At 67.1% G+C, this 20,126-nt stretch carries 15 protein-coding genes; 6 read left to right on the forward strand and 9 right to left on the reverse strand.

Annotated features, from left to right (window positions below; genetic code table 11):
- Positions 1-5 precede the first annotated feature (5 nt).
- Positions 6-392, reverse strand: a complete 387-nt coding sequence (locus tag ACSQ3P_RS08575) for a DUF882 domain-containing protein (RefSeq protein ID WP_436165190.1) — start codon at positions 390-392, stop codon at positions 6-8.
- A gap of 432 nt (positions 393-824) precedes the next feature.
- Here ACSQ3P_RS08575 and ACSQ3P_RS08580 point away from each other — a divergent pair, with 432 nt between their 5' ends.
- The gene (locus ACSQ3P_RS08580) at positions 825-2,000 is read left to right on the forward strand and encodes a M20 aminoacylase family protein (protein ID WP_436165191.1); all 1,176 of its coding nucleotides are present in this window, start codon (positions 825-827) and stop codon (positions 1,998-2,000) included.
- A 7-nt stretch (positions 2,001-2,007) separates the two neighbouring features.
- A complete protein-coding gene (locus ACSQ3P_RS08585; protein WP_436165192.1) occupies positions 2,008-3,111 on the forward strand; it encodes an NAD(P)/FAD-dependent oxidoreductase in 1,104 nt (367 codons plus the stop codon).
- A 171-nt stretch (positions 3,112-3,282) separates the two neighbouring features.
- Here the strand turns inward: ACSQ3P_RS08585 and eda are convergent, their stop codons facing one another.
- From eda to ACSQ3P_RS08625, 8 genes are all read right to left on the reverse strand, one after another.
- A complete protein-coding gene (eda, locus tag ACSQ3P_RS08590) occupies positions 3,283-3,927 on the reverse strand; it encodes a bifunctional 4-hydroxy-2-oxoglutarate aldolase/2-dehydro-3-deoxy-phosphogluconate aldolase (protein WP_436165193.1) in 645 nt (214 codons plus the stop codon).
- 39 nt (positions 3,928-3,966) lie between these two features.
- A complete protein-coding gene (locus tag ACSQ3P_RS08595) occupies positions 3,967-4,656 on the reverse strand; it encodes a 6-phosphogluconolactonase (protein ID WP_436165194.1) in 690 nt (229 codons plus the stop codon).
- Entirely contained in the window at positions 4,656-6,158 is a 1,503-nt protein-coding gene (zwf, locus tag ACSQ3P_RS08600; RefSeq protein ID WP_436165195.1) for a glucose-6-phosphate dehydrogenase, read from the reverse strand. Before zwf ends, ACSQ3P_RS08595 begins: the two co-directional genes overlap by 1 nt.
- 139 nt (positions 6,159-6,297) lie before the next feature.
- A complete protein-coding gene (locus ACSQ3P_RS08605) occupies positions 6,298-7,068 on the reverse strand; it encodes an ABC transporter ATP-binding protein (RefSeq protein WP_436165196.1) in 771 nt (256 codons plus the stop codon).
- Entirely contained in the window at positions 7,065-7,928 is an 864-nt protein-coding gene (locus ACSQ3P_RS08610; RefSeq protein WP_436165197.1) for an ABC transporter ATP-binding protein, read from the reverse strand. The genes ACSQ3P_RS08605 and ACSQ3P_RS08610 overlap by 4 nt, the downstream gene beginning before the upstream one ends.
- Before the next feature lie 13 nt (positions 7,929-7,941).
- Positions 7,942-8,832, reverse strand: a complete 891-nt coding sequence (gene nikC, locus ACSQ3P_RS08615; RefSeq protein WP_310160478.1) for a nickel transporter permease — start codon at positions 8,830-8,832, stop codon at positions 7,942-7,944.
- Between the two features lie 9 nt (positions 8,833-8,841).
- On the reverse strand, positions 8,842-9,867 hold the full coding sequence (locus ACSQ3P_RS08620; RefSeq protein WP_436165198.1) for an ABC transporter permease: 1,026 nt from the start codon (positions 9,865-9,867) through the stop codon (positions 8,842-8,844).
- 158 nt (positions 9,868-10,025) lie between these two features.
- Complete coding sequence (locus tag ACSQ3P_RS08625; RefSeq protein WP_436165199.1) at positions 10,026-11,615, reverse strand: ABC transporter substrate-binding protein; 1,590 nt, start codon at positions 11,613-11,615, stop codon at positions 10,026-10,028.
- A 254-nt stretch (positions 11,616-11,869) separates the two neighbouring features.
- Between ACSQ3P_RS08625 and ACSQ3P_RS08630 the strand changes: the two genes are divergently transcribed.
- From ACSQ3P_RS08630 to pobA, 4 genes are all read left to right on the forward strand, one after another.
- The gene (locus ACSQ3P_RS08630; RefSeq protein ID WP_436165200.1) at positions 11,870-15,274 is read left to right on the forward strand and encodes a DUF2126 domain-containing protein; all 3,405 of its coding nucleotides are present in this window, start codon (positions 11,870-11,872) and stop codon (positions 15,272-15,274) included.
- A 69-nt stretch (positions 15,275-15,343) separates the two neighbouring features.
- Positions 15,344-17,914, forward strand: a complete 2,571-nt coding sequence (locus ACSQ3P_RS08635) for a circularly permuted type 2 ATP-grasp protein (RefSeq protein ID WP_436165201.1) — start codon at positions 15,344-15,346, stop codon at positions 17,912-17,914.
- Entirely contained in the window at positions 17,911-18,789 is an 879-nt protein-coding gene (locus ACSQ3P_RS08640; RefSeq protein WP_436165202.1) for a transglutaminase family protein, read from the forward strand. The genes ACSQ3P_RS08635 and ACSQ3P_RS08640 overlap by 4 nt, the downstream gene beginning before the upstream one ends.
- A 150-nt stretch (positions 18,790-18,939) precedes the next feature.
- Positions 18,940-20,112 carry a 4-hydroxybenzoate 3-monooxygenase gene (gene pobA / locus ACSQ3P_RS08645; protein ID WP_436165203.1) on the forward strand — a complete coding sequence of 391 codons (1,173 nt, stop codon included), beginning with the start codon at positions 18,940-18,942 and terminating at the stop codon, positions 20,110-20,112.
- Positions 20,113-20,126: the final 14 nt, after the last annotated feature.

Genomic DNA, 20,126 nt, shown 5'->3' on the forward strand with positions numbered 1-20,126 from the left:
AACCCTCAGCGCCGCCGCTGCGCCAGTTGCGCGTATTGGCGCCTTGCGCGCTTGTGGCCGTACCAGGAGGCCTCGCGAGCACCGACATCGACATGCACGAGTCCGCCCGGATAGGAGCCGACTCCGCCGGTGCTCTCCAGCGCCTTGGCGGCCGCGACTGCGGCCCGCGTCGAGGTTGCGAGCGGCCTGAAATCCACGGCCTTGCCGCTGTAGTGCTGGGAGTGGCGGGCATGACGACCGCCACAGGTCGAGGTGATCTGGATCGGGCCGATCTTGGCCACGAGTTCGCTGAGCATCGCCAGCGTTTCGGGCTTCAGACAGCCGAGCCCCTTGACCTGCGGCTGGAAGGAAATTTTCTCGACGGGAAGGTTGGCCCAGGCGGCCACAGGCATGCAAGCTGTGAGAGACACAGCCAAGATCAAACGACGCATAATCTACCAGGTACGATTGGGGATGATGGGAAGGCTCAAGCCACCAAATCCTGGTCTGGCAGAGCATGTGATTGCGGACCTATTCTATCGATAAGGCCAAATCATGGCTGAGCCGCCAAGGCTCTTCTTTGCAGATCGCTCGGGCGGATTTCCGACGCTCCGCAGATGGCCTTGCAATAGCCATGATGCCGCTAGGGTCAGCGGGATTTCGACTTCACCATCCGGGCGGCGGGACTACGGCAGGAGCTGGCATCCGGCTCGCGCACTCACCATGCCGCCACCTCCGCCCCCTCATGCCGCAAACGGCTTGGACGGGGCAGGCGAGCCGCGCTAGCTTGCGCGCCTGGGCCACCCGTTTCCTGCGAAGCGCCCCGCAACCCTTTCGAGGATATGATGCCGAAATCCGAACTCATCGCCGCGCTCACCCCCGAGATCAGTGCGATCCGTCGCGATTTCCACCGGCATCCCGAACTGCAATACGACGTCCACCGCACCGCCGGCATCGTCGCCGAAAAGCTCAAGGCCTGGGGCGCCGACGAGGTCGTGACCGGCGTCGGCCAGACCGGCGTCGTCGGCGTGATCAAGGGCAAGGGCCAGGGCTCCGGCAAGGTCATCGCGATGCGCGCCGACATGGACGCGCTGCCGATCCATGAGGAGACCAATCTCGAGCACCGCTCGACCGTGCCCGGCAAGATGCACGCCTGCGGCCATGACGGGCACACCGCCATGCTGCTCGGCGCCGCGAAATACCTCGCCGCCACCCGCGATTTCGACGGCACCGCCGTGCTGATCTTCCAGCCTGCCGAAGAGGGCGGCGCCGGCGCCAAGGCGATGATCGACGATGGCATGATGGACCGCTTCGGCATCCAGGAAGTCTACGGCATGCACAACAAGCCGGGGCTGGCGATCGGGCAGTTCGAGATCCGCAAGGGGCCGACCATGGCCGCGGCCGACCGCATCCACATCAAGATCGAGGGCAAGGGCGGACACGCTGCTGCGCCGCACCGCGTCAACGATCCGATCGTCGCCGCCTGCCAGTTGGTGACGGCGCTGCAGACGATCTCCTCGCGCAACGCCGACCCGCTCGACTCCGTCGTCGTCTCGGTGACGGCGGTGAATGCCGGCGAGGCCTTCAACGTCATCCCGCAGACAGTCGAGATCAAGGGGTCGATCCGGACACTGACGCGCGAGATGCGCGAACTGGCGCAGAAGCGCGTCACCGAGATCACCGATGGGCTGATGAAGGCCTTCGGCATGAAATACGACCTCGAATACCATCTCGGCTATCCCGTCACCGTCAACCATGCCGGCCAGACCGATTTCGTCACCAGCGTGACCAAGAACGTCTTCGGCAAGGATGCGATCGACACCGAAGTGCCGCCGACGATGGGGTCTGAGGATTTCTCCTACATGCTGGAGGAACGCCCGGGCGCCTTCATCAATATCGGCAACGGCGATTCCGCCGGCCTGCACCACCCCGCCTATGAGTTCAACGACACGGCGATCCCGGTCGGCGTCACCTATTGGGCGAGCCTGATCGAAATCTCGATGCCGCAGCGGGCCACCTGAGTCTGCGATGAGCGACATCGATTGCCTGGTGATCGGGGCCGGCGTCGTCGGCCTCGCCACCGCGCGGGCGCTTGCGCTCGCCGGCCGCGAGGTCGTGATCGCGGAGGCGACTGAGGGCATCGGCACCCAGACCTCGGCACGCAACAGCGAGGTCATCCATGCCGGGATCTATTATCCGCCGGGTTCGCTGAAGGCCAAGGTCTGCGTCGAGGGCCGCAAGCGCCTGTATGCCTATCTCGCGGAGCGCGGCCTGCCGCACAAGGCCTGCGGCAAGCTGATCGTCGCGACCTCGGCCAGCCAGCGCCCGGCGCTGGAGACGATCCTGGCGCGAGCCAAGGCCTCGGGCGTCGAGACCGTGCGCTGGGTCGATGCGAGCGAGGCCAGGGCGCTGGAGCCGGAGGTCGCCTGCGAGATCGCCCTGCTCTCACCCGAGACCGGCGTCGTCGACAGCCATGCCCTGATGCTGTCCTTGCTCGGAGAATGCGAGGCCGCCGGCGGCTCGCTGGCGCTCAACACGCCGATCCTGGGCTGGCGACGCGAGGCGGAAGGCTTCAGCGTCGATTTCGGCGGCGACGATCCCGCCACCTATACGGCCCGCACCATCGTCAATTCGGCCGGGCACGGCGCGCCGCGCCTGCTTGGCAAGCTCGAAGGCTTTCCCGCCGAGCATGTGCCGGTCCAGCACTTCGCCAAGGGCAATTATTTCTCGCTGCTGGGAAAGCAGCCCTTCTCGCATCTGGTCTATCCGGTGCCGGAGGCGGCGGGCCTCGGCATCCACGCCACGATCGACATGGCCGGACGGGTCAAGTTCGGGCCCGATGTCGAATGGGTCGCGGATGATCAGGATCTGGTGGTCGACCCAGTGCGTGCCGAAAAATTCTATGCCGCGATCCGGACCTATTGGCCGGGCCTGGCGGACGGCGCGCTCGTCGCCGACTATGCCGGCATCCGGCCCAAGCTGCACTCGGCGAGCGAACCGATGCCGGATTTCCGCATCGACGGGCCGCAGATCCATGGCGTCAACAATCTGGTCAACCTGCTTGGCATCGAGAGCCCGGGGCTGACGAGTTCGCTGGCGATCGCGGAGATGGTGGTGGAGACGCTGGTGTGAGGTGTCATCCCGCACGCGCCGCGGCACGCAGTGCTGCTGCGCAGATGCGGGACCGTCCTCAGCAAGGGGACGCCTATTTCCGGAGCGCTCGCAGATAGGCGCCTTCTCGTCATGCGGTCCCGTGTCTGCGCAGCGTCACTTCGTGCCGCAGCGCGCACGGGATGACACGCTTTATCCCCGCAGCGCCTTGACGCGCTCGCGCGCCTCTTTCGCGAGCTGCGTCACCCGCGCCCAGTCGCGATTGGCGATCGCGTCCGCCGGCACGAGCCAGGAGCCGCCAACGCAGATGACCTGCTTCAGCGCCAGATAATCGGCGAGGTTGTTGAGGCCGACACCGCCGGTCGGGCAGAATTTCATCTGCGGGAACGGCCCCGACAGCGCCTTGAGCACCGAGGTGCCGCCGGCCTGCTCGGCCGGAAAGAACTTGCAGGTCAACCGCCCGGCTGCAACCGCGCGCATGCAGTCAGACGCGGTTGCGACACCAGGCAGCCAGGGCAGGCCGGCGGCGCGCATGGCGTCGTCCACCGCTTCGCTGAAGCCGGGGCTGACCACGGCCTGGGCGCCGGCCTCCTTGACGTCGGTGACCTGGGCGGGCGTCACCACCGTGCCGGCGACGCTCAGGATTTCGGGCACCTCGCGCGCGATCGTCTCCAGCGCAGCCAGAGCGGCGGGGCGGCGCAAGGTGACCTCGATCACGTCGATGCCGCCCGCCAGCAGCGCGCGCGCCAATGGCACGGCGAGATGCACGTCCTCGATCACCACGACCGGCACGACGCCGCAGGCGGCGAGCCGCGCGATTTCGGGTTCATTCGACATGGGTGACACTCCGTGAAGCTCCGGCTCGCTTAGGGGGCTCTAAGCCTTCGCCCAGTAGACGTCGAGCCCCTGCGGCCGGCCAAGCAGCAATCCGACCGGATAAGCGCCGGGCAAAGCCTGCGCCGTGGTCAGGACCTCTGCCTTCTCCGCACCGGAGACGAGAAGCGACGCCCAGGCGGCGCCAGTGAGTCGCGCCGGCGAGAGCGAGATACGCGCCGGCAGGCCGGCGGGATGGGCCGGGACCGCATGGAGACCGCGCCCGGTCATCGCGGCCGCCGGCTCGCCTGGAAAGAGCGAGGCAACATGGCCGTCCGCCCCCATGCCGCTGACCAGGATATCGAGCGCCGGCAGGCCTGCAAGCTCGGCTGAGACCGCGCCCGCAGCGGCGTCGAGATCGGCGGCGGCGCGATGAAAGGAAAGGAAGCGCGCCCTGCCCTCACCCAGCGGCGCGAAGGCCTGGCGGATCATGCGCTCGTTCGAGGCGGGATCGTCGGCTGAAACGAAGCGCTCATCGGTCGGCAGCAGCGTGACCTTGTCCCAGGCGAGATCATGTGCGCCGAGCGCGGCCAGGAAACGCGCCGGCGTGGTGCCGCCCGGCACGGCCAGGAGTGCGGAACCTCGTGTGACAAGGACGGCGCGCAGCCTCACCGCGACCGCCTCGGCCAGCGCCTCGGAGGCGTCGGCCAGCGTCTCGAAACGATGCCAGATCAATGGCCCGGAGGTGACCATCAGATCAGGTCCGGATCGGCCCAGGAGCGGCCTTCGCGCTCGATCAGGCCGATCGCCTGCGAGGGGCCCCAGGAGCCGGCGGTATAGCGATGCGGGTGCAGGCTGTAGTCCTGCCAGCCGGCGATGATCGGATCGACCCAGGCCCAGGCCTGCTCGACCTCGTCGCGATGCATGAACAGGGTCTGGTCGCCGCGGATGACATCGGTCAGCAGGCGCTCATAGGCATCGGGCGTGCGCTCGTCGAAGGCGGTGGAATAGCGCAGGTCGAGCTGGCGCGGCACGACCTTGAGGCGGCCCGAGCCCGGCACCTTCATCATCAGCTGAAGCTGCACGCCGTCATTGGGCTGAAGCCTGATGACGAGCCGGTTGGCATCGAGCCGGTCGCAGCTGCCGCCGCCGAAGATGGAATGCGGCACGGGCTTGAAGGTGACGGCAATCTCGGAATAGCGCTGCGCCATGCGCTTGCCCGTGCGCAGATAGATCGGCACGCCGGCCCAGCGCCAATTGTCGATCTCGCAGCGGATCGCCACGAAGGTCTCGGTGTTGCTGGCGTAGCCGAGTTCATCGGTATAGCCGCGCACGCGCTGGCCATCCATCTGGCCCGGGCCGTACTGGCCGCGCACGGTGTAGCGCTGGACATCGGGGCCGACGATCGGGCGTAGCGCCTTCAGCACCTTGATCTTCTCGTCGCGGACCGCACCGGCCTCCAGCATGTTGGGCGGCTCGATGGCGAAGAGGGTGAGCAGCTGCATGAGATGGTTCTGGACCATGTCGCGCATATGCCCGGCCTTGTCGTAATAGCCGGCACGGCTTTCGAGCCCGACGGTCTCGGCCACCGTGATCTGGACGTTGTCGATGTCGCGGCTCGACCAGGAGCGCTCGAACAGCGTGTTGGCGAAGCGCAGCACCAGGAGGTTCTGCACCGTCTCCTTGCCGAGGTAATGGTCGATCCGGTAGGTCCGGCTTTCCGGCAGGATCGCCGCCACGGCGTCGTTGATCTCGCGGGCCGAGGCGAGATTGTGCCCCAGCGGCTTCTCCAGGATGACGCGCGAGGTCGGGGTGAGGATATCGGCCTTGGCGAGGTTCTGGCAGATCGGGATGAAGAGTTCCGGCGGCGTCGAGAGATAGAAGGAGCGCACGCGATCGGTATCGCCGAGCGCCGTCTTCAGCGCGCCGAAGGTCTCGGGCTTGAGCGCATCGGCCTGGACCACCGTCAGACGGCGCAGGAAGGCCGCGACCTGCTCGGCTGCGAGGCCTTCCTCATTGAGGCGATTGGCGACCTGCTTGGGCAGCCCCTCGAGGTCCTCCGGCTTGCGGACGATGGCGAGGATACGGCTCTCTTCCGGCAGCACGCCCTCCCGATTGCGCTGCGCCAGCGCGGGAAAGAGCTTGCGCAAAGCGAGATCGCCGCCGGCTCCGAAGATCACCAGATCGAAGGGCGGCACCGGGGTGCGCTCGGGCGCGGCTTCGGGCCGCAGCGCGCGATCGGCAATGGCATCCATAGGGGTCGACTCCGTCTTGGCCTGTGATCCGGCTCCGCTGATAGCTTAGAGCATGATGGTTGCGACAAGAATGCGGCGTCGGCGTCGCTTTGCCAAACGCGATCAGCGCGCAGCCGCCCCGCCCGAACCGCTGGAGTCCTCAGGCCGGCAGGGCCGCGGCCTGGCGCTTGAAGCCTTCGCTGGCGGTGAGGAGCTGCTGGGCATAGGCGGTCTGGGGCGCGCGCGCGGCGAGCGTCCCAGCCGTCATCTCCTCGACGCCCCGGCCGAACTGCATGACGAGCAGGCGCTCGCACATATGGGCGACGACGGCGAGGTCGTGGCTGACCAGGATATAGGTGAGCTTGCGCTCCTGCCGCAGCGCCTGGAGCAGGTTCAAAACCTCGGCCTGGATCGAGACGTCGAGCGCCGAGGTCGGCTCGTCGAGCAGCAGGATCGTCGGCTCCAGCACGAGCGCGCGCGCGATCGCGACACGCTGGCGCTGCCCGCCGGAAAGCTGGTGCGGATAGCGGAAGCGGAAGGAGGGCGGCAGGCCGACATCGGCCATGGCGCGGCCGATCCTGGCCTCGGCGTCACGGATGCCGTGAATGGTCAGCGGCTCGGCCAGCGCATCGTCGACCGTCTTCTTGGGGTGCAGCGAGCCGTAAGGATCCTGGAAGACCATCTGGACCTGGCGGTGGAAGGCCTTGTCGCGGATCTTCGGCTGCGCCTTGCCGAGGATGGCGATCTCGCCGCTCCAATCGCGGTTCAGGCCGGCGAGAACGCGCAGCACGGTCGATTTGCCGGAGCCGGATTCGCCGACGATGCCGTAGCTCTCACCGGGCTGGACGGTGAAGCTGAGGTCCTTCACGACATGGGCGTCGCCGAAGGAGACGTTGAGCTTGTCGAGGACAATGGCGGGTTGTGTGGTCATGCCAGCCATGCCGGGTCGCGGGTGAGGGTTGCGAGCTTTGCCTTGGGATGGTCGAGGTCCGGCAGGCAGCCGAGCAGGCCGAGCGTATAGGGATGGCGCTGCGACCTTGCGGCTTCGTCGGCGAGTTCGGCGGCCGGCAGCGTCTCCATCGCCTTGCCACCATACATCACGATGACGCGGTCGCAGAAGGACTGCACCAGATGCAGATCATGGCTGATGAAGATCAGCCCCATGCCGCGCTCGGTCACGAGATCGTCGAGGATCTTGAGGATCTGGAGCTGGACGGTGACGTCGAGCGCCGAGGTCGGTTCGTCGGCGATCAGGATGTCGGGCTCGGCGATCAGCATCATCGCAATCATCACGCGCTGGCCCATGCCGCCCGAGACCTCGTGCGGATAGAGCTCATAGACCCGTCCCGGCTCGCGGATCTGCACGGCCTCCAGCATGGCAAGGCTGCGCTCCCTGGCCTCACGCGCGCTCGCCTTGTGGTGGACGCGATAGGCCTCGGCGATCTGCTCGCCGACGGTCTGGACCGGATTGAGCGAGAATTTCGGATCCTGCATCACCATCGAGATATGACGGCCGCGCAGCTTGCGCCGCGTGCGCTTGTCCATGGTGAGCAGGTCCTGGCCGCGATAGACCAAGCGGTCGGCCAGGACCTCGCCGGGATAGGGGATGAGGTCGAGAATGGCGCGCCCGGTCATCGACTTGCCGGAGCCGGATTCGCCGACGATGCCGAGCCGCTCGCGGCCGAGCGTGAAGGAGAGCCCACGCACGGCGCGCACGATCCCGGTCGGCGTGTGGAAATTGACCCGGAGATTGTCGAGTTCGAGCAGCGGCTGTTCGGTGGGCGTGGTCAAGGCGCGCATCATCTCACCTCTGATCCATGACGTCGCGCAGGCCGTCGCCGAGCAGGTTGAAGCCGAGCGCGACGACGCAGATGGCAAGGCCCGGGAAGGTCGCGACCCACCATTGGTCGAAGATCTGCTCGCGGCCAGCCGAGATCATGGCGCCCCATTCCGGGATCGGCGGCTGCGCGCCCAATCCGAGGAAGCCGAGGCCCGCCGCGGTCAGGATGATACCGGCCATGTCGAGCGTGGTGCGCACGATCAGCGAGGGCAGGCAGAGCGGCACGACATGCTTCCAGACGATGCGCCATTGCGAGGCACCCTGCAGGCGCACGGCGGCGATATAATCCTGCTGGCGAATGATCAGCGTCTCGGCGCGGGCGACGCGGGCATAGGGCGGCCAGGCCGTGATCGCGATAGCGATGACGGCGTTCTCCAGTCCCGGCCCGAGCGCGGCGACGAAGGCGAGCGCCAGCACGAGGCGCGGAAACGCCAGGAAGACGTCAGTGATGCGCATCAGCAGGCGGTCGACCCAGCCGCCGAGATAGCCCGAGGTCGCGCCGATCAAGAGGCCGACCGGCCCGACCGTGATGACGACCAGAAGCACGATCACCAGCGTGACGCGCGCGCCGTAGACGATGCGGCTGAAGATGTCGCGGCCGAGCGAATCCGTACCGAAAAAATTGACGGCCGAGGGCGGCAGCAGGCGCTTGTCGAGATTTTGCGCGAGCGGGTTATGCGGCGCGATCAGCGGCGCGAAGGCGGCGATCAGCAGCAGGGCCACGACGATGACCAGGCCGGCCACCGCGAGCGGGTTGCGCTTGAAGGCGAGCCATTGCCGGTAGAGCTGGCCGAGCCTGGCCTGGCGGCGGGAGGTCGGGGAATCGGTGGTGAGATAGTCGGTCCAGGTCGTCATGGCTCGCCCTCACCGCGTCCTGGGATCGACCAGCCGGCCGAGGATGTCGGACAGCAGGTTGACGCCGATGAAGACCGCACCGACCACCAATGTGCCGCCGAGCACGGCGTTCATGTCGGCGTTCAGCAGGGAATTGGTGATGTAGCGGCCGAGCCCCGGCCAGGCGAAGATGGTCTCGGTCAGCACCGAGCCTTCGAGCAGATGCGCATAGGAGAGCGCGATCACGGTGATCAGCGGCACGAAGGCGTTGCGCAGTGCATGGCGCCAGATCACCCGGAATTCCGACATGCCCTTCACCCGGGCGGCGATGACATATTGCTGCTGCAGCTCGGTGATCATGAAGCTGCGCGCCATGCGGCTGATATAGGCCAGGCTGAACAGGCCAAGCACCGCCGAAGGCAGGATGAGATGCGACCAGGCATCCCAGAACGCCTCCCATTCGCCCTGGATCGCCGCGTCGATCATCAGCACACCCGTCATCGGCGTGACGAAATCCTGATAGGCGACGCCGATGCGGCCGGGTCCGCCGACCCAGCCGAGCTTGGCGTAGAACAGCAGGAGCCCCATCAGGCCGATCCAGAAGACCGGGATGGAATAGCCGAACAGCCCGACGACGCGCGCGATCTGATCGGGCCAGCGGCCCTGATAGACTGCCGCGAGCACACCCAGCGGAATGCCGAGCGCCACGCCGATCAGCGTGCCCAGCGTGGCGAGTTCGAGCGTGGCGGGGAAGACGCGCTTGATGTCGTCGACGACGAGATTCGAGGTCAGCACCGACTTGCCGAGATCGCCGCTGAAGACCTTGCCGACATAGACGGCGAATTGCTGCCAGAGCGGCTTGTCGAGGCCGAGCGCGGCGCGCGCGGCGTCGTAGACATCAGCCTTTGCATTGTCGCCGACGACAGCCAGCACCGGGTCGATCGGGATCACGCGGGCGATGACGAAGGTCACCAGCAGCAGGCCGAAGATCGTGATCGCCACGGTCGACAACTCGCGCCAGGCGACCTTGCCCCAGCGGATGGATCGCCCTGTCATGCTTGCCGCCATATCGACCGACCGCTTCTTGTTGCTCGCGTGTATGTCACCCTGCTTGGCCTAGACCCAAGGCTTGTAACCTCAAGGCTTGGCCTAAACCCAAGCAAGAACCCCGCCGCGGCCTTTTGAGCCGCGGCGGTTCGATCGGAGGTCCGATCTCAGTTCTTGCTGAGCGTCGAGTAGAGGTTGCTGGCCGAGCCCGGCCCCAGGATCAGCCCATCGACATTCTTGCGGTGGGCGGCGACCTCGACCTGCTGGAACATGATGACGAAGGGCGAGACCTTCTGGTGCTCGCGCTCCATCCCCTCATAGCCGGTCTTGCGCTTGTCGCTGTCGGTCTCGAAGACCAGCGCGCCGGTCTTCTTGCTCATCTCCGGGATGTCCCAGGCGTTGCGCCAGGCGAGCGTCTTGGAGCGGGCATCCTCGGCATTGTTCTCGTTGATGGCGAAGGTCTCGGCGTTGGTGTGCGGGTCCTGATAGTCCGGCCCCCACTGGCCGATATAGATGTCGTGCGTGCGTGCACGATATTTGGTCAGCGTCTGCTTGCCGTCGCCGGGGATCAGTTCGAGCTTGATGCCGGCCTGGCCCCAGTTCGCCTGGATCGCCTGGGCGATGTCGGTGATCGGGTTGACCGAGCGGGTGTCCATGGTGACGGAGAAGCCGTTCGGCAGGCCGGCCTTGGCGAGCAGCTCCTTGGCCTTGGCCGGGTCGAACTTGTAGGGCCGGTCGTCGATGGCGCCGAGGAAGCCCTTGGGCAGGAAGGCCTGGTGCGGCTTGTAGGTGCCGGCCACGATGTTGCGCTCGATCGAGTCGTAGTCGACCAGGTATTTCAGCGCCTCACGCACCTCGGGCTTGGCGAGGTTGGGGTTCTTCTGGTTGAGGCCGAGATAGAGGATGTAGCCCTTGTCGCCGACCTGCTGGACGATGTCGGCGTTGCTCTTGATCGAATCGAGCTGGTCCTTCGACAGGTTACGGGCGTAGTCCACGTCGCCCTTCTCCAGCAGCAGCCGCTGCGAGGCGGGCTCGGCGACATGGCGTACGACGACGCGCTTCACCTTCGGCGCGCCCATGAACCAGTCGGGATTGGCCTCGAGCGTGTATTGCTCGTTGGCGCGCCAGGCGCGCAGCTTGTAGGCGCCCGAGCCGGCCGAATTCTGCTTGAGCCATTCATAGCCGAAATCGCCGGCCTTCTCGTTCGCCTTGACCAGCTTGGAATCGACGATCACCGCGACGTTGGCGGTCAGGCAGTTCAGGAAGAAGCTCGGCGCATAGGGCTTGTCGACCGTGATGGTGACGGTCTTGTCGTCGACCGCCTTCACCATCTCGGTGACGTTGTCCTTGGTCAGGCCGAATTGGGTCAGGATGAAGCCCGGCGACTTGTTGAGCACGACAGCACGCTGGAAGGAGTAGACCACGTCGGCGGCCGTCAGCGGGTTGCCCGAGTGGAACTTGACGTTGGGCTTGAGCTTGAAGGTGTAGGTCTTGCTGTCGGGGCTGATGGTCCAGCCCTCGGCGAGGTCGCCATAGAGCTTGGAGGGATCGGCCAGATCGAACCGAACCAGCTTGTCGTAGACATTGCCGACGACCTCGCCGCCGGAAAATTCGAACACTTCGGCCGGATCGAGCGAGATGATATCGTCGATCTGCTTGGCCATCACGACCGTGTCCTTCGGCGTCTGGGCCATGGCGGTGGTCGCCATCAACGCAGTAAAGGCCGACACCGTCAGCAATTTCGCAACATGACGCATGGAAATCCCCATCGTTTGATTTCGCCGGCCTTTCGGTGGCCGTTCAGTCCAATGTGGAACCAGTTGCCCGGTGATGTCCAGCGGCGCCGCTAAGAGCCCAGAGGCAAGCGTTGTGGAGAACTGCCTAATTCTTGCGCAGTCGCCGCGATTGCCGGCGTGCCCTTGCGCAAGTTGCGCCTTTGCGGGTTTTGCCGGCATCGCTAACGTGTCATGGCCCGGCGCCCCGCCGGACGACGACAAGCAGGTGCCAAGCCTTGGCCATCATCGCCGCGCTGAACCACGTCACCCATTACAGCTATGACCGGCCGGTCACGCTGGGGCCGCAGATCATCCGCCTGAGGCCGGCACCGCACTGCCGGGCAGCGATCAACAGCTATTCGCTGAAGGTCACGCCGGCCGAGCATTTCGTGAACTGGCAGCAGGATCCCAGCGGCAACTGGCTGGCCCGCTTCGTCTTTCCCGAGCCGGTGAAGGAATTCCGCATCGAGGTCGACCTCGTCACCGAGCTCTCGATCATCAATCCGTTCGACTTCTTCGTCGAGACCGACGCCGAGATCTTCCCCTTCGCCTACCCGGAAGAATTGCGCGCGGAGCTTGCGCCCTATCTCGTCACCGAGCCGGCAGGCCCGCTGCTGGCGGCCTATCTCGCGACGATCCCGCGCGAGCCGACCAACACCGTCAACTTCATCGTCGATCTCAACGCCCGCCTGGCGCAGGGCATCGCCTATGGCATCCGCATGGAGCCCGGCGTCCAGGAGCCCGAGCACACGCTCGACATCAAATCCGGCTCCTGCCGCGATACGAGCTGGCTGCTCGTCCAGATCATGCGCCATCTCGGCTTCGCGGCGCGCTTCGTCTCCGGCTACCTGATCCAGATGAAGGCGGATATCGACCCGCTGGAAGGCCCGCGCGGCACCGACAAGGATTTTACCGACCTCCACGCCTGGGCGGAGATCTACATCCCCGGCGCCGGCTGGATCGGGCTCGACCCGACCTCGGGCCTGCTCACCGGCGAAGGGCATCTGCCGCTGGCGGCGACGCCGCATTACCGCTCGGCCGCGCCGGTCTCGGGTGTCGCGAGCTTCGCCGAGACGACCTTCGATTTCTCGATGAGCGTAGCGCGCGTGCATGAGGTACCGCGCATCACCCTGCCCTTCTCGGACACATCCTGGGGCGAGCTCGACGCACTCGGCGAAAAGGTCGAGGCCGATCTCAAGGCCGGCGACGTCCGCCTGACCATGGGCGGCGAGCCGACCTTCGTCTCGATCGACGACCAGACCGGCGAGGAATGGAATATCGCCGCCGTCGGCCCGACCAAGCGCCAGCGCGCCGATGTGATGATCCGCCGCCTGCGCGAGCGCTTCGCGCCGGGCGGCATGCTGCATTACGGCCAGGGCAAATGGTATCCGGGCGAGAGCCTGCCGCGCTGGGCCTTCGCGCTCTATTGGCGCACTGACGGCGAGCCGATCTGGCGCGACGCCGCGCTGATCGCACGCGAGCCTGGCGCGCCGACCGGCGGCGACCGCGAATTGGAGGCCGCCGCCTCGATCCGCGACGCCGAGGCGCTGGCGGCCGGCCTCTCGGAGAAACTCGGGCTGGGCGCCGATTATGTGCTGCCGGCCTATGAGGACACCGGCCACTGGCTGCTGAAGGAGGCGCAGCTTCCCGACAATGTCGACCCGCTCGACCCGCGCCTTGCCGACCCGGAAGAGCGCGCACGCATGGCGCAGGTCTTCCAGCTCGGACTGGGCAAACCGCGCGGCTACGTCATTCCGGTGCAGCGCTGGCAGTCCCAGGCCGGCGACCGGCGCTGGCGCTCGGAGAAATGGAAGCTCCGGCGCGGCAAGCTGTTCCTGGTGCCCGGCGACTCGCCCGTGGGCTACCGCCTGCCGCTGGGCTCACTGCCGGTCGTGCCGAAGGACGAGTTTCCCCATATCCATCCGCAGGATCCGATGGAGCCGCGCGGAACCCTGCCGCCGGCCGCCAGCCTGGGCGGCGGTGGGACGGCGCCTGCAACTGTGAACGGCGCGCAAGCCGCGCCTCCGGTCGCCGCACCGCCGGCGCATCACCAGATGTCGCGCTCGGTCGAGACACAGGGCGAAGGCAGCGCGCAGGATCGCACCGAGCAGGAGATCGGCGGCGAGCATGTCCGCACGGCGCTGAGCCTCGAGGTCCGCGACAACATCCTGTGCGTCTTCCTGCCGCCGGTCGAGAAGCTGGAGGATTATCTGGAGCTGATCGCCAGCGTCGAGGCGGTGGCGCGGGAGCTGAACCTGCCCGTCCATATCGAGGGCTATTCGCCGCCCAACGATCCGCGCCTCAACGTCATCAAGGTCACGCCCGACCCCGGCGTGATCGAGGTCAACATCCACCCGGCCAAGAGCTGGCGCGAGGCGGTGGACATCACGCGCGGCGTCTATGAGGAGGCGCGGCAGTCGCGGCTCTGCGCCGAGAAGTTCATGGTCGATGGCCGCCATACCGGCACCGGCGGCGGCAATCATGTCGTGCTCGGCGGCTCGACGCCGCCCGATAGCCCGTTCCTGCGCCGGCCGGATCTGCTCAAGAGCATCATCCTGTACTGGAACAGGCACCCGTCCCTGTCCTTCCTGTTCTCGGGGCTCTTCATCGGCCCAACGAGCCAGGCGCCGCGCATCGACGAGGCGCGTTTCGACCAGCTCTACGAGCTGGAGATCGCACTGGCGCAAGTGCCGGGACCGGGCGCGCCGAGCATTCCGCTCTGGCTGGTCGACCGGCTGTTCCGCAACCTCCTGGTCGACGTCTCCGGCAACACCCACCGCACCGAGATCTGCATCGACAAGCTCTATTCGCCGGACGGGCCGACCGGCCGTCTCGGGCTGATCGAGTTCCGTTCCTTCGAGATGCCGCCCGATGCGCGCATGTCTCTGGCGCAGCAACTGCTGATCCGGGCGCTGGTCGCCTGGTTCTGGCGCGAGCCGCAGAGCGGCAGCCTGGTGCGCTGGGGCACGACGCTGCATGACCGCTTCATGCTGCCCGAACTGGTCTGGCAGGATTTCAAGGACGTGCTCGCCGATCTTGGCCGCGCCGGCTACGCCTTCGATCCGGTCTGGTTCGAGGCGCAGGCCGAGTTCCGCTTCCCGTTCTACGGCAAGGTCGAGCATGGCGGGGTCGAGCTCGAACTGCGCCAGGCGCTCGAACCCTGGCATGTCATGGGCGAGGAGGGCGCGATCGGCGGCACGGTGCGCTATGTCGACAGCTCGGTGGAGCGGCTGCAGGTCAAGGTCAAGGGGCTCGTGCCCGGCCGCCATCTCATCACCTGCAATGGCCGCCGCATGCCGATGACGCCGAGCGGGAGCGCCGGTGAGGCGATTGCCGCCGTGCGCTTCAAGGCCTGGCAGCCGAGCTCGGGCCTGCATCCGACGATTCCGGTGCATGCCCCGCTGACCTTCGACATCGTCGACACCTGGGTCGGGCGCTCGCTCGGAGGTTGCGTCTACCATGTCGCCCATCCCGGAGGGCGCAATTATGAAACTCCTCCCGTGAATTCCTACGAAGCGGAGGCGCGCCGGCTCGCGCGTTTCGAAGCGATCGGGCATAGTCCTGGCGCGCTGGCGATTCCGCCGGAAGAGCGCAGCGTCGAATTCCCGCTCACCCTGGATTTGCGACGCTCTGGAGCATGATGCCGAAAAGTGGAAACCGGTTTTCGGACCACATCATGCTCCGTCTCTAGAGGAGTGTAGACGCAAACGATGGCGTTGCAGGGCCGATCACCGTCGACGCGCGTGAAAGCGGAGCGGCGCAACGCTCTGCTGGCCGGTTATCGCCCGCTGGCGGGCGCCTATGACGAGTTCATGGCGCAGGATGGCAGCATCCGCCCGCATTGGGAGCCGTTCCTGACGGAATGGAGCGCGCTCTCGCAGGACGAGCTCAACCAGCGCTTCGGCCTCGCCGACCGCCATGTCCACGACACCGGCGTCTCCTACCGCGTCCATGGCGATATCGACGAGCGCGATCCGCAGGCCGGCGAGCGCGCGTGGCCGTTGAGCCATGTGCCGCTGGTGATGACGGGCGCGGAATGGCAGACCATCGCGGCCGGCGTCGCGCAGCGCGCGCAATTGCTGGCCTCATTGCTCGACGACATCTACGGCCCCGGCGAGATGGTCGCGAAGGGGCTGCTGCCTGCGGCGGTCGTCACGGGGAGCCCGGACTATCTGCGCCCGCTCCATGGCGCACCGGATGGTGGCTCCCTGCAGCTCTACGCCGCCGATCTCGGCCGCGGGCCGGATGGGCGCTGGTGGGTGCTGGGCGACCGTGCCCAGGCGCCCTCGGGCGCCGGCTACGCGCTGGAGAACCGGCTGGCGCTGGCGCGCGCCTTTCCCGATCTGTTCCGGACGATGAACATCGAGCGGCTCGCCACCTTCTTCCAGGGCTTCCGCGCCGGGCTCGTCGCCAAGTCCAGGCGCGTCGAGCCGCGCATCTGCCTGCTGACGCCCGGGCCGCTGAACGAGAGTTATTTCGAGCAGGCCTATCTCGCGCGCTATCTCGGTTTCCTGCTCGTCGAGGGTGGCGACCTGATGATGCGCGACGGCCGCATCCATGTCCGCACCATCGCCGGCCCCAAGCGCGCCGATGTGATCTGGCGGCGCATCGACGGCGATTTCTCCGACCCGCTCGAACTGAATGCACGCTCGGCGCTGGGCGTGGCCGGGCTCGTGCAGGCGGTACGCCAGGGCCATGTCCATGTCGCCAACGGGCTCGGTTCCGGCGTCGTCGAGGCGCGCGCGCTGATGGGCTTCCTGCCCAAATTGGGCAAGCAGCTTCTCGGCGAGGAGATGATTCTGCCCAATGTCGCGACCTGGTGGTGCGGCCAGCCGCGCGAGCGCGCCGCCGTGCTCGACCGGCTGGACGAGATGAGCATCGCGCCGGCCTTCCGCTCCGCCGGGAGCGGTCTCGACAGCGATCCGATCCTGGCGGGAGAACTGCCGGCGGCCGAGCGCGCCGCCTTGCGGGCGCGGATCGAGGCGCGCGGGATGGATTATGTCGGCCAGGAGGTGGTGCGGCTCTCGACCATGCCTGTCTTCCAGAACGGCCGTTTGCAGCCGCACCCTGTCACCTTGCGCGTCTTCGCCGCCGCCACGCCCGATGGCTGGAAGGTCATGCCCGGCGGCTTCTGCCGCATCTCCGACGAGCCCGATGCCCGCGCCGTCAGCATGCGCAGCGGCGTGCGCTCCAGCGATGTCTGGGTCACCTCGGATACGCCGGTCGAGCAGGTCAGCCTGTTGCCCACCGGCGACCGCATTGCGATCCGCCGCGTCGTCGGAACCTTGCCGAGCCGCGCCGCCGACAATCTGTTCTGGCTCGGGCGCTATCTCGAGCGGACGGAGGCGACGCTCCGGCTCGTGCGCGCCTTGCTCGGCCGCCTGATCGACGCCGACACGACTAATCCCGCCCGGCCCGACACGGTGCGCCGCCTCGCCAATCTCCTGGTCGCCTGGGGCGCGGCGCCTGCGGCCAAAGCCGCCACGGCAAAGGGCTCGGCAGCCCGCAATCTCGCTGCTGCCAAGGGCTCGCCGGTTCTGGCACAGGCAACCTCCGCGCTCTACGACGCAGCCGAATACGGCTCGGCCCGCGCCAATGTCGGCGAGGCGCGGCGCACCGCCTCAGTCATCCGCGAGCGGCTTTCGATCGACGCCTGGCGGTTGTTCGGCGATTTGCAGCGTCAATTGACGCTTGAGCCCGGACGGCAGCCCAGCGAGGGCGAAGTCTACGAGGTTGCCGATCGCGCCTTGAAGACGCTCGCCGCCTTCTCCGGCCTGAGCCAGGAGAACATGGTGCGCGGCGCGGGCTGGCGCTTTCTCGACATCGGCCGGCGCCTGGAGCGCGGCATCGCAACCTGCCGCTTCGCCCGCCATTTCGCCGAGACGACGGCCCAGAGCGACGGCCTCGACGCCCTGCTCGACCTGACCGATTCGCAGATCACCTACCGCTCGCGCTACATGCTCGGCGCGAGCCTGCAGCCGGTGCTCGATCTGGTCATGCTCGACCCCTATAATCCCCGCTCCGTCGCCTTCCAGGTCGATCGTCTCGACATCGAGATCGCGCATCTTCCGTCGCTGATGGAGGACGGCATGCTGGAAGCGCCGCGCCGACTCGTGCTGAAGCTCGCGGCCGAATGCCGGACATCGGAGGCTAGCCGGCTCGACCGCACCAGCATCCTGCTGTTCGAGCAATTGCTGATGGGGCTGTCGAGTGCGATCGCCGACCGCTACTTCCTCCAGAACAGCGGGCCGGAAGGCTCGAGGCTGACAGGCATCGCGTGATCTACGACGTTCGTCACCTGACCACCTACGGCTATAGCCGTCCGGTGCCTTTCGCTCGCTGCATCCTGCGTTTGCTGCCGCGCGACGATGGCGGCCAGACGGTGAGGAAGAGCGAGCTCGTCGTGACGCCGCGCCCGGCCGAGCGCATCGACGGGATCTGCTTCTTCGGCAACCACATGACGACGCTGACGATCTCCAAGGCGCATCGCGAATTGAAGGTCGAGATGCGCGCCCGCGTCGAGGTCAACCGGCCCGCACCGCCCTTTCCGGGCCTGACCCGGCATTGGGAGGAGGTCGGCGCGCTGGCCCTGGCCTCGACGAGTCTGGAGCCCGATTCCCCGACGCATCACCTCTATCCGAGCCGGCTGGTGCCTGCGGTCAGCGAGGTCGTCGACTATGCCCGCAGGAGCTTTTCGCCGCTGCGGCCGGTGCTGGAGGCGGCTTGCGAGCTGATGGCGCGCATCCGTGCCGACTTCACCTACGACCCTGATGCAACCGAGGTTACGACGCCGCTGGCCGAGGCCTTCAGCCAGCGCCACGGCGTCTGCCAGGATTTTGCGCATATCATGATCGCCGGCCTGCGCGGGCTCGGCCTGCCCGCCGCCTATGTCAGCGGCTATATCCGCACGATCCCGCCGCCGGGCCAGAAGCGTCTCGAGGGCTCGGATGCGAGCCATGCCTGGGTCATGCTCTGGTGCGGGCCGGAGACCGGCTGGATCGGGCTCGACCCGACCAATGACCTGATCGTCGCCGACGACCATATCGTCACCGCTTTCGGCCGTGACTATGCCGATGTCTCGCCGCTCGACGGCGTGCTGATCGGCCCCGGCTCGCAAAAGGTCGGCGTCGCTGTCGACGTCATCCCGATCGGCTGACCCAGCCCGCCGCTATACACGGCCTGGAGGGGGCTCTTCCCAGAAGTTAGTTGCTATGGCAACTTATATGTCGCCGCGCCGCCGGCCATTCGCAATGCGCCTCGCTCCAGAGGGCGCTCGCGCCGGGCGGCGCCATGGGGAGACGCTGGCTTGCACACACAGGTCGCCATCATCGGTTCGGGCCCGGCCGGGCTGCTGCTCGGCCAATTGCTGCATCTGGCCGGCATCGACAGCGTTATCCTCGAGCGCAGGGACCGCGCCTATGTGCTCGCCCGCATCCGCGCCGGGGTGCTGGAGCAAGGCACGGTCGGGCTGATCAACATGGTCGGCGCAGGCGCGCGCCTCCAGGCGGAAGGGCTGAAGCATGACGGCTTCGACCTGCTCTTCGGCGGCCAGCGCCACCGCATCGCGCTCGACCGCGCGACGGGGGGCGGGCATGTCACCGTCTACGGCCAGACCGAGGTGACGCGCGATCTGATGGACCAGCGCGCCGCCCAGAACGGGCTGACCGTCTTCGAGGCCGAGAACGTCGCGCTGCATGATTTCGACCGCGACAGGCCCTTCGTCAGCTATGTCGAGAACGGCGTCGCCAAGCGCCTCGATTGCGATGTCATCGCCGGGTGCGACGGCTATCACGGCGTCTCGCGCGCCAGCGTGCCGGAGAGCGCGATCACGAGCTTCGAGCGCATTTATCCGTTCGGCTGGCTCGGCATCCTCGCCGATGTGCCGCCGGTTTCGCATGAACTGATCTATGCCGGCGGAGAGCGCGGCTTCGCGCTCTGCTCGATGCGCTCGGCCACACGCAGCCGCTATTACGTGCAATGCGCGCTCGATCAGCGGGTCGAGGACTGGTCGGACGAGCGCTTCTGGGACGAGTTGCGCCGACGGCTCGACCCGGCCTCGGCGGAGGCGCTGGTGACGGGCCCTTCGATCGAGAAATCGATCGCGCCATTGCGCTCCTTCGTGGCGGAGCCGATGCGGTTCGGACGCTTGTTCCTGGCCGGCGACGCGGCCCATATCGTACCACCGACCGGGGCCAAGGGGCTGAACCTCGCCGCCAGCGACGTGCATTACCTGTCGCAGGCGCTGATCGAGTTCTTCGTCGAGCGCTCCAGCGCCGGCATCGACGCCTATTCGGCCAAGGCGCTGGCGCGCATCTGGAAGGCCGAGCGCTTCTCCTGGTGGCTGACCTCGCTGATGCACAATTTCCCGGAGAACGGCGCCTTCGCCCAGCGCATGCAGCGCGCCGAACTCGACTATCTCGTCTCCTCCGACCACGCCATGGCGGCGCTGGCGGAGAACTATGTCGGTCTCCCCTATTGAGCCTCAGGCCGCCT

This window comes from Allobosea sp. LjRoot9 (genome assembly GCF_964252745.1).
In the GTDB taxonomy this organism is placed as follows: Bacteria; Pseudomonadota; Alphaproteobacteria; order Rhizobiales; family Beijerinckiaceae; genus Allobosea.

Excerpts from the sequence above, each read along its gene's own strand:
- ACSQ3P_RS08575 (WP_436165190.1), bottom strand. The coding sequence starts at position 392 with ATGCCTGTGGCCGCCTGGGCCAACCTTCCCGTCGAGAAAATTTCCTTC.
- ACSQ3P_RS08580 (WP_436165191.1), top strand. The coding sequence starts at position 825 with ATGCCGAAATCCGAACTCATCGCCGCGCTCACCCCCGAGATCAGTGCG.
- ACSQ3P_RS08585 (WP_436165192.1), top strand. The coding sequence starts at position 2,008 with ATGAGCGACATCGATTGCCTGGTGATCGGGGCCGGCGTCGTCGGCCTC.
- eda (WP_436165193.1), bottom strand. The coding sequence starts at position 3,927 with ATGTCGAATGAACCCGAAATCGCGCGGCTCGCCGCCTGCGGCGTCGTG.
- ACSQ3P_RS08595 (WP_436165194.1), bottom strand. The coding sequence starts at position 4,656 with ATGGTCACCTCCGGGCCATTGATCTGGCATCGTTTCGAGACGCTGGCC.
- zwf (WP_436165195.1), bottom strand. The coding sequence starts at position 6,158 with ATGGATGCCATTGCCGATCGCGCGCTGCGGCCCGAAGCCGCGCCCGAG.
- ACSQ3P_RS08605 (WP_436165196.1), bottom strand. The coding sequence starts at position 7,068 with ATGACCACACAACCCGCCATTGTCCTCGACAAGCTCAACGTCTCCTTC.
- nikC (WP_310160478.1), bottom strand. The coding sequence starts at position 8,832 with ATGACGACCTGGACCGACTATCTCACCACCGATTCCCCGACCTCCCGC.
- ACSQ3P_RS08620 (WP_436165198.1), bottom strand. The coding sequence starts at position 9,867 with ATGACAGGGCGATCCATCCGCTGGGGCAAGGTCGCCTGGCGCGAGTTG.
- ACSQ3P_RS08625 (WP_436165199.1), bottom strand. The coding sequence starts at position 11,615 with ATGCGTCATGTTGCGAAATTGCTGACGGTGTCGGCCTTTACTGCGTTG.
- ACSQ3P_RS08635 (WP_436165201.1), top strand. The coding sequence starts at position 15,344 with ATGGCGTTGCAGGGCCGATCACCGTCGACGCGCGTGAAAGCGGAGCGG.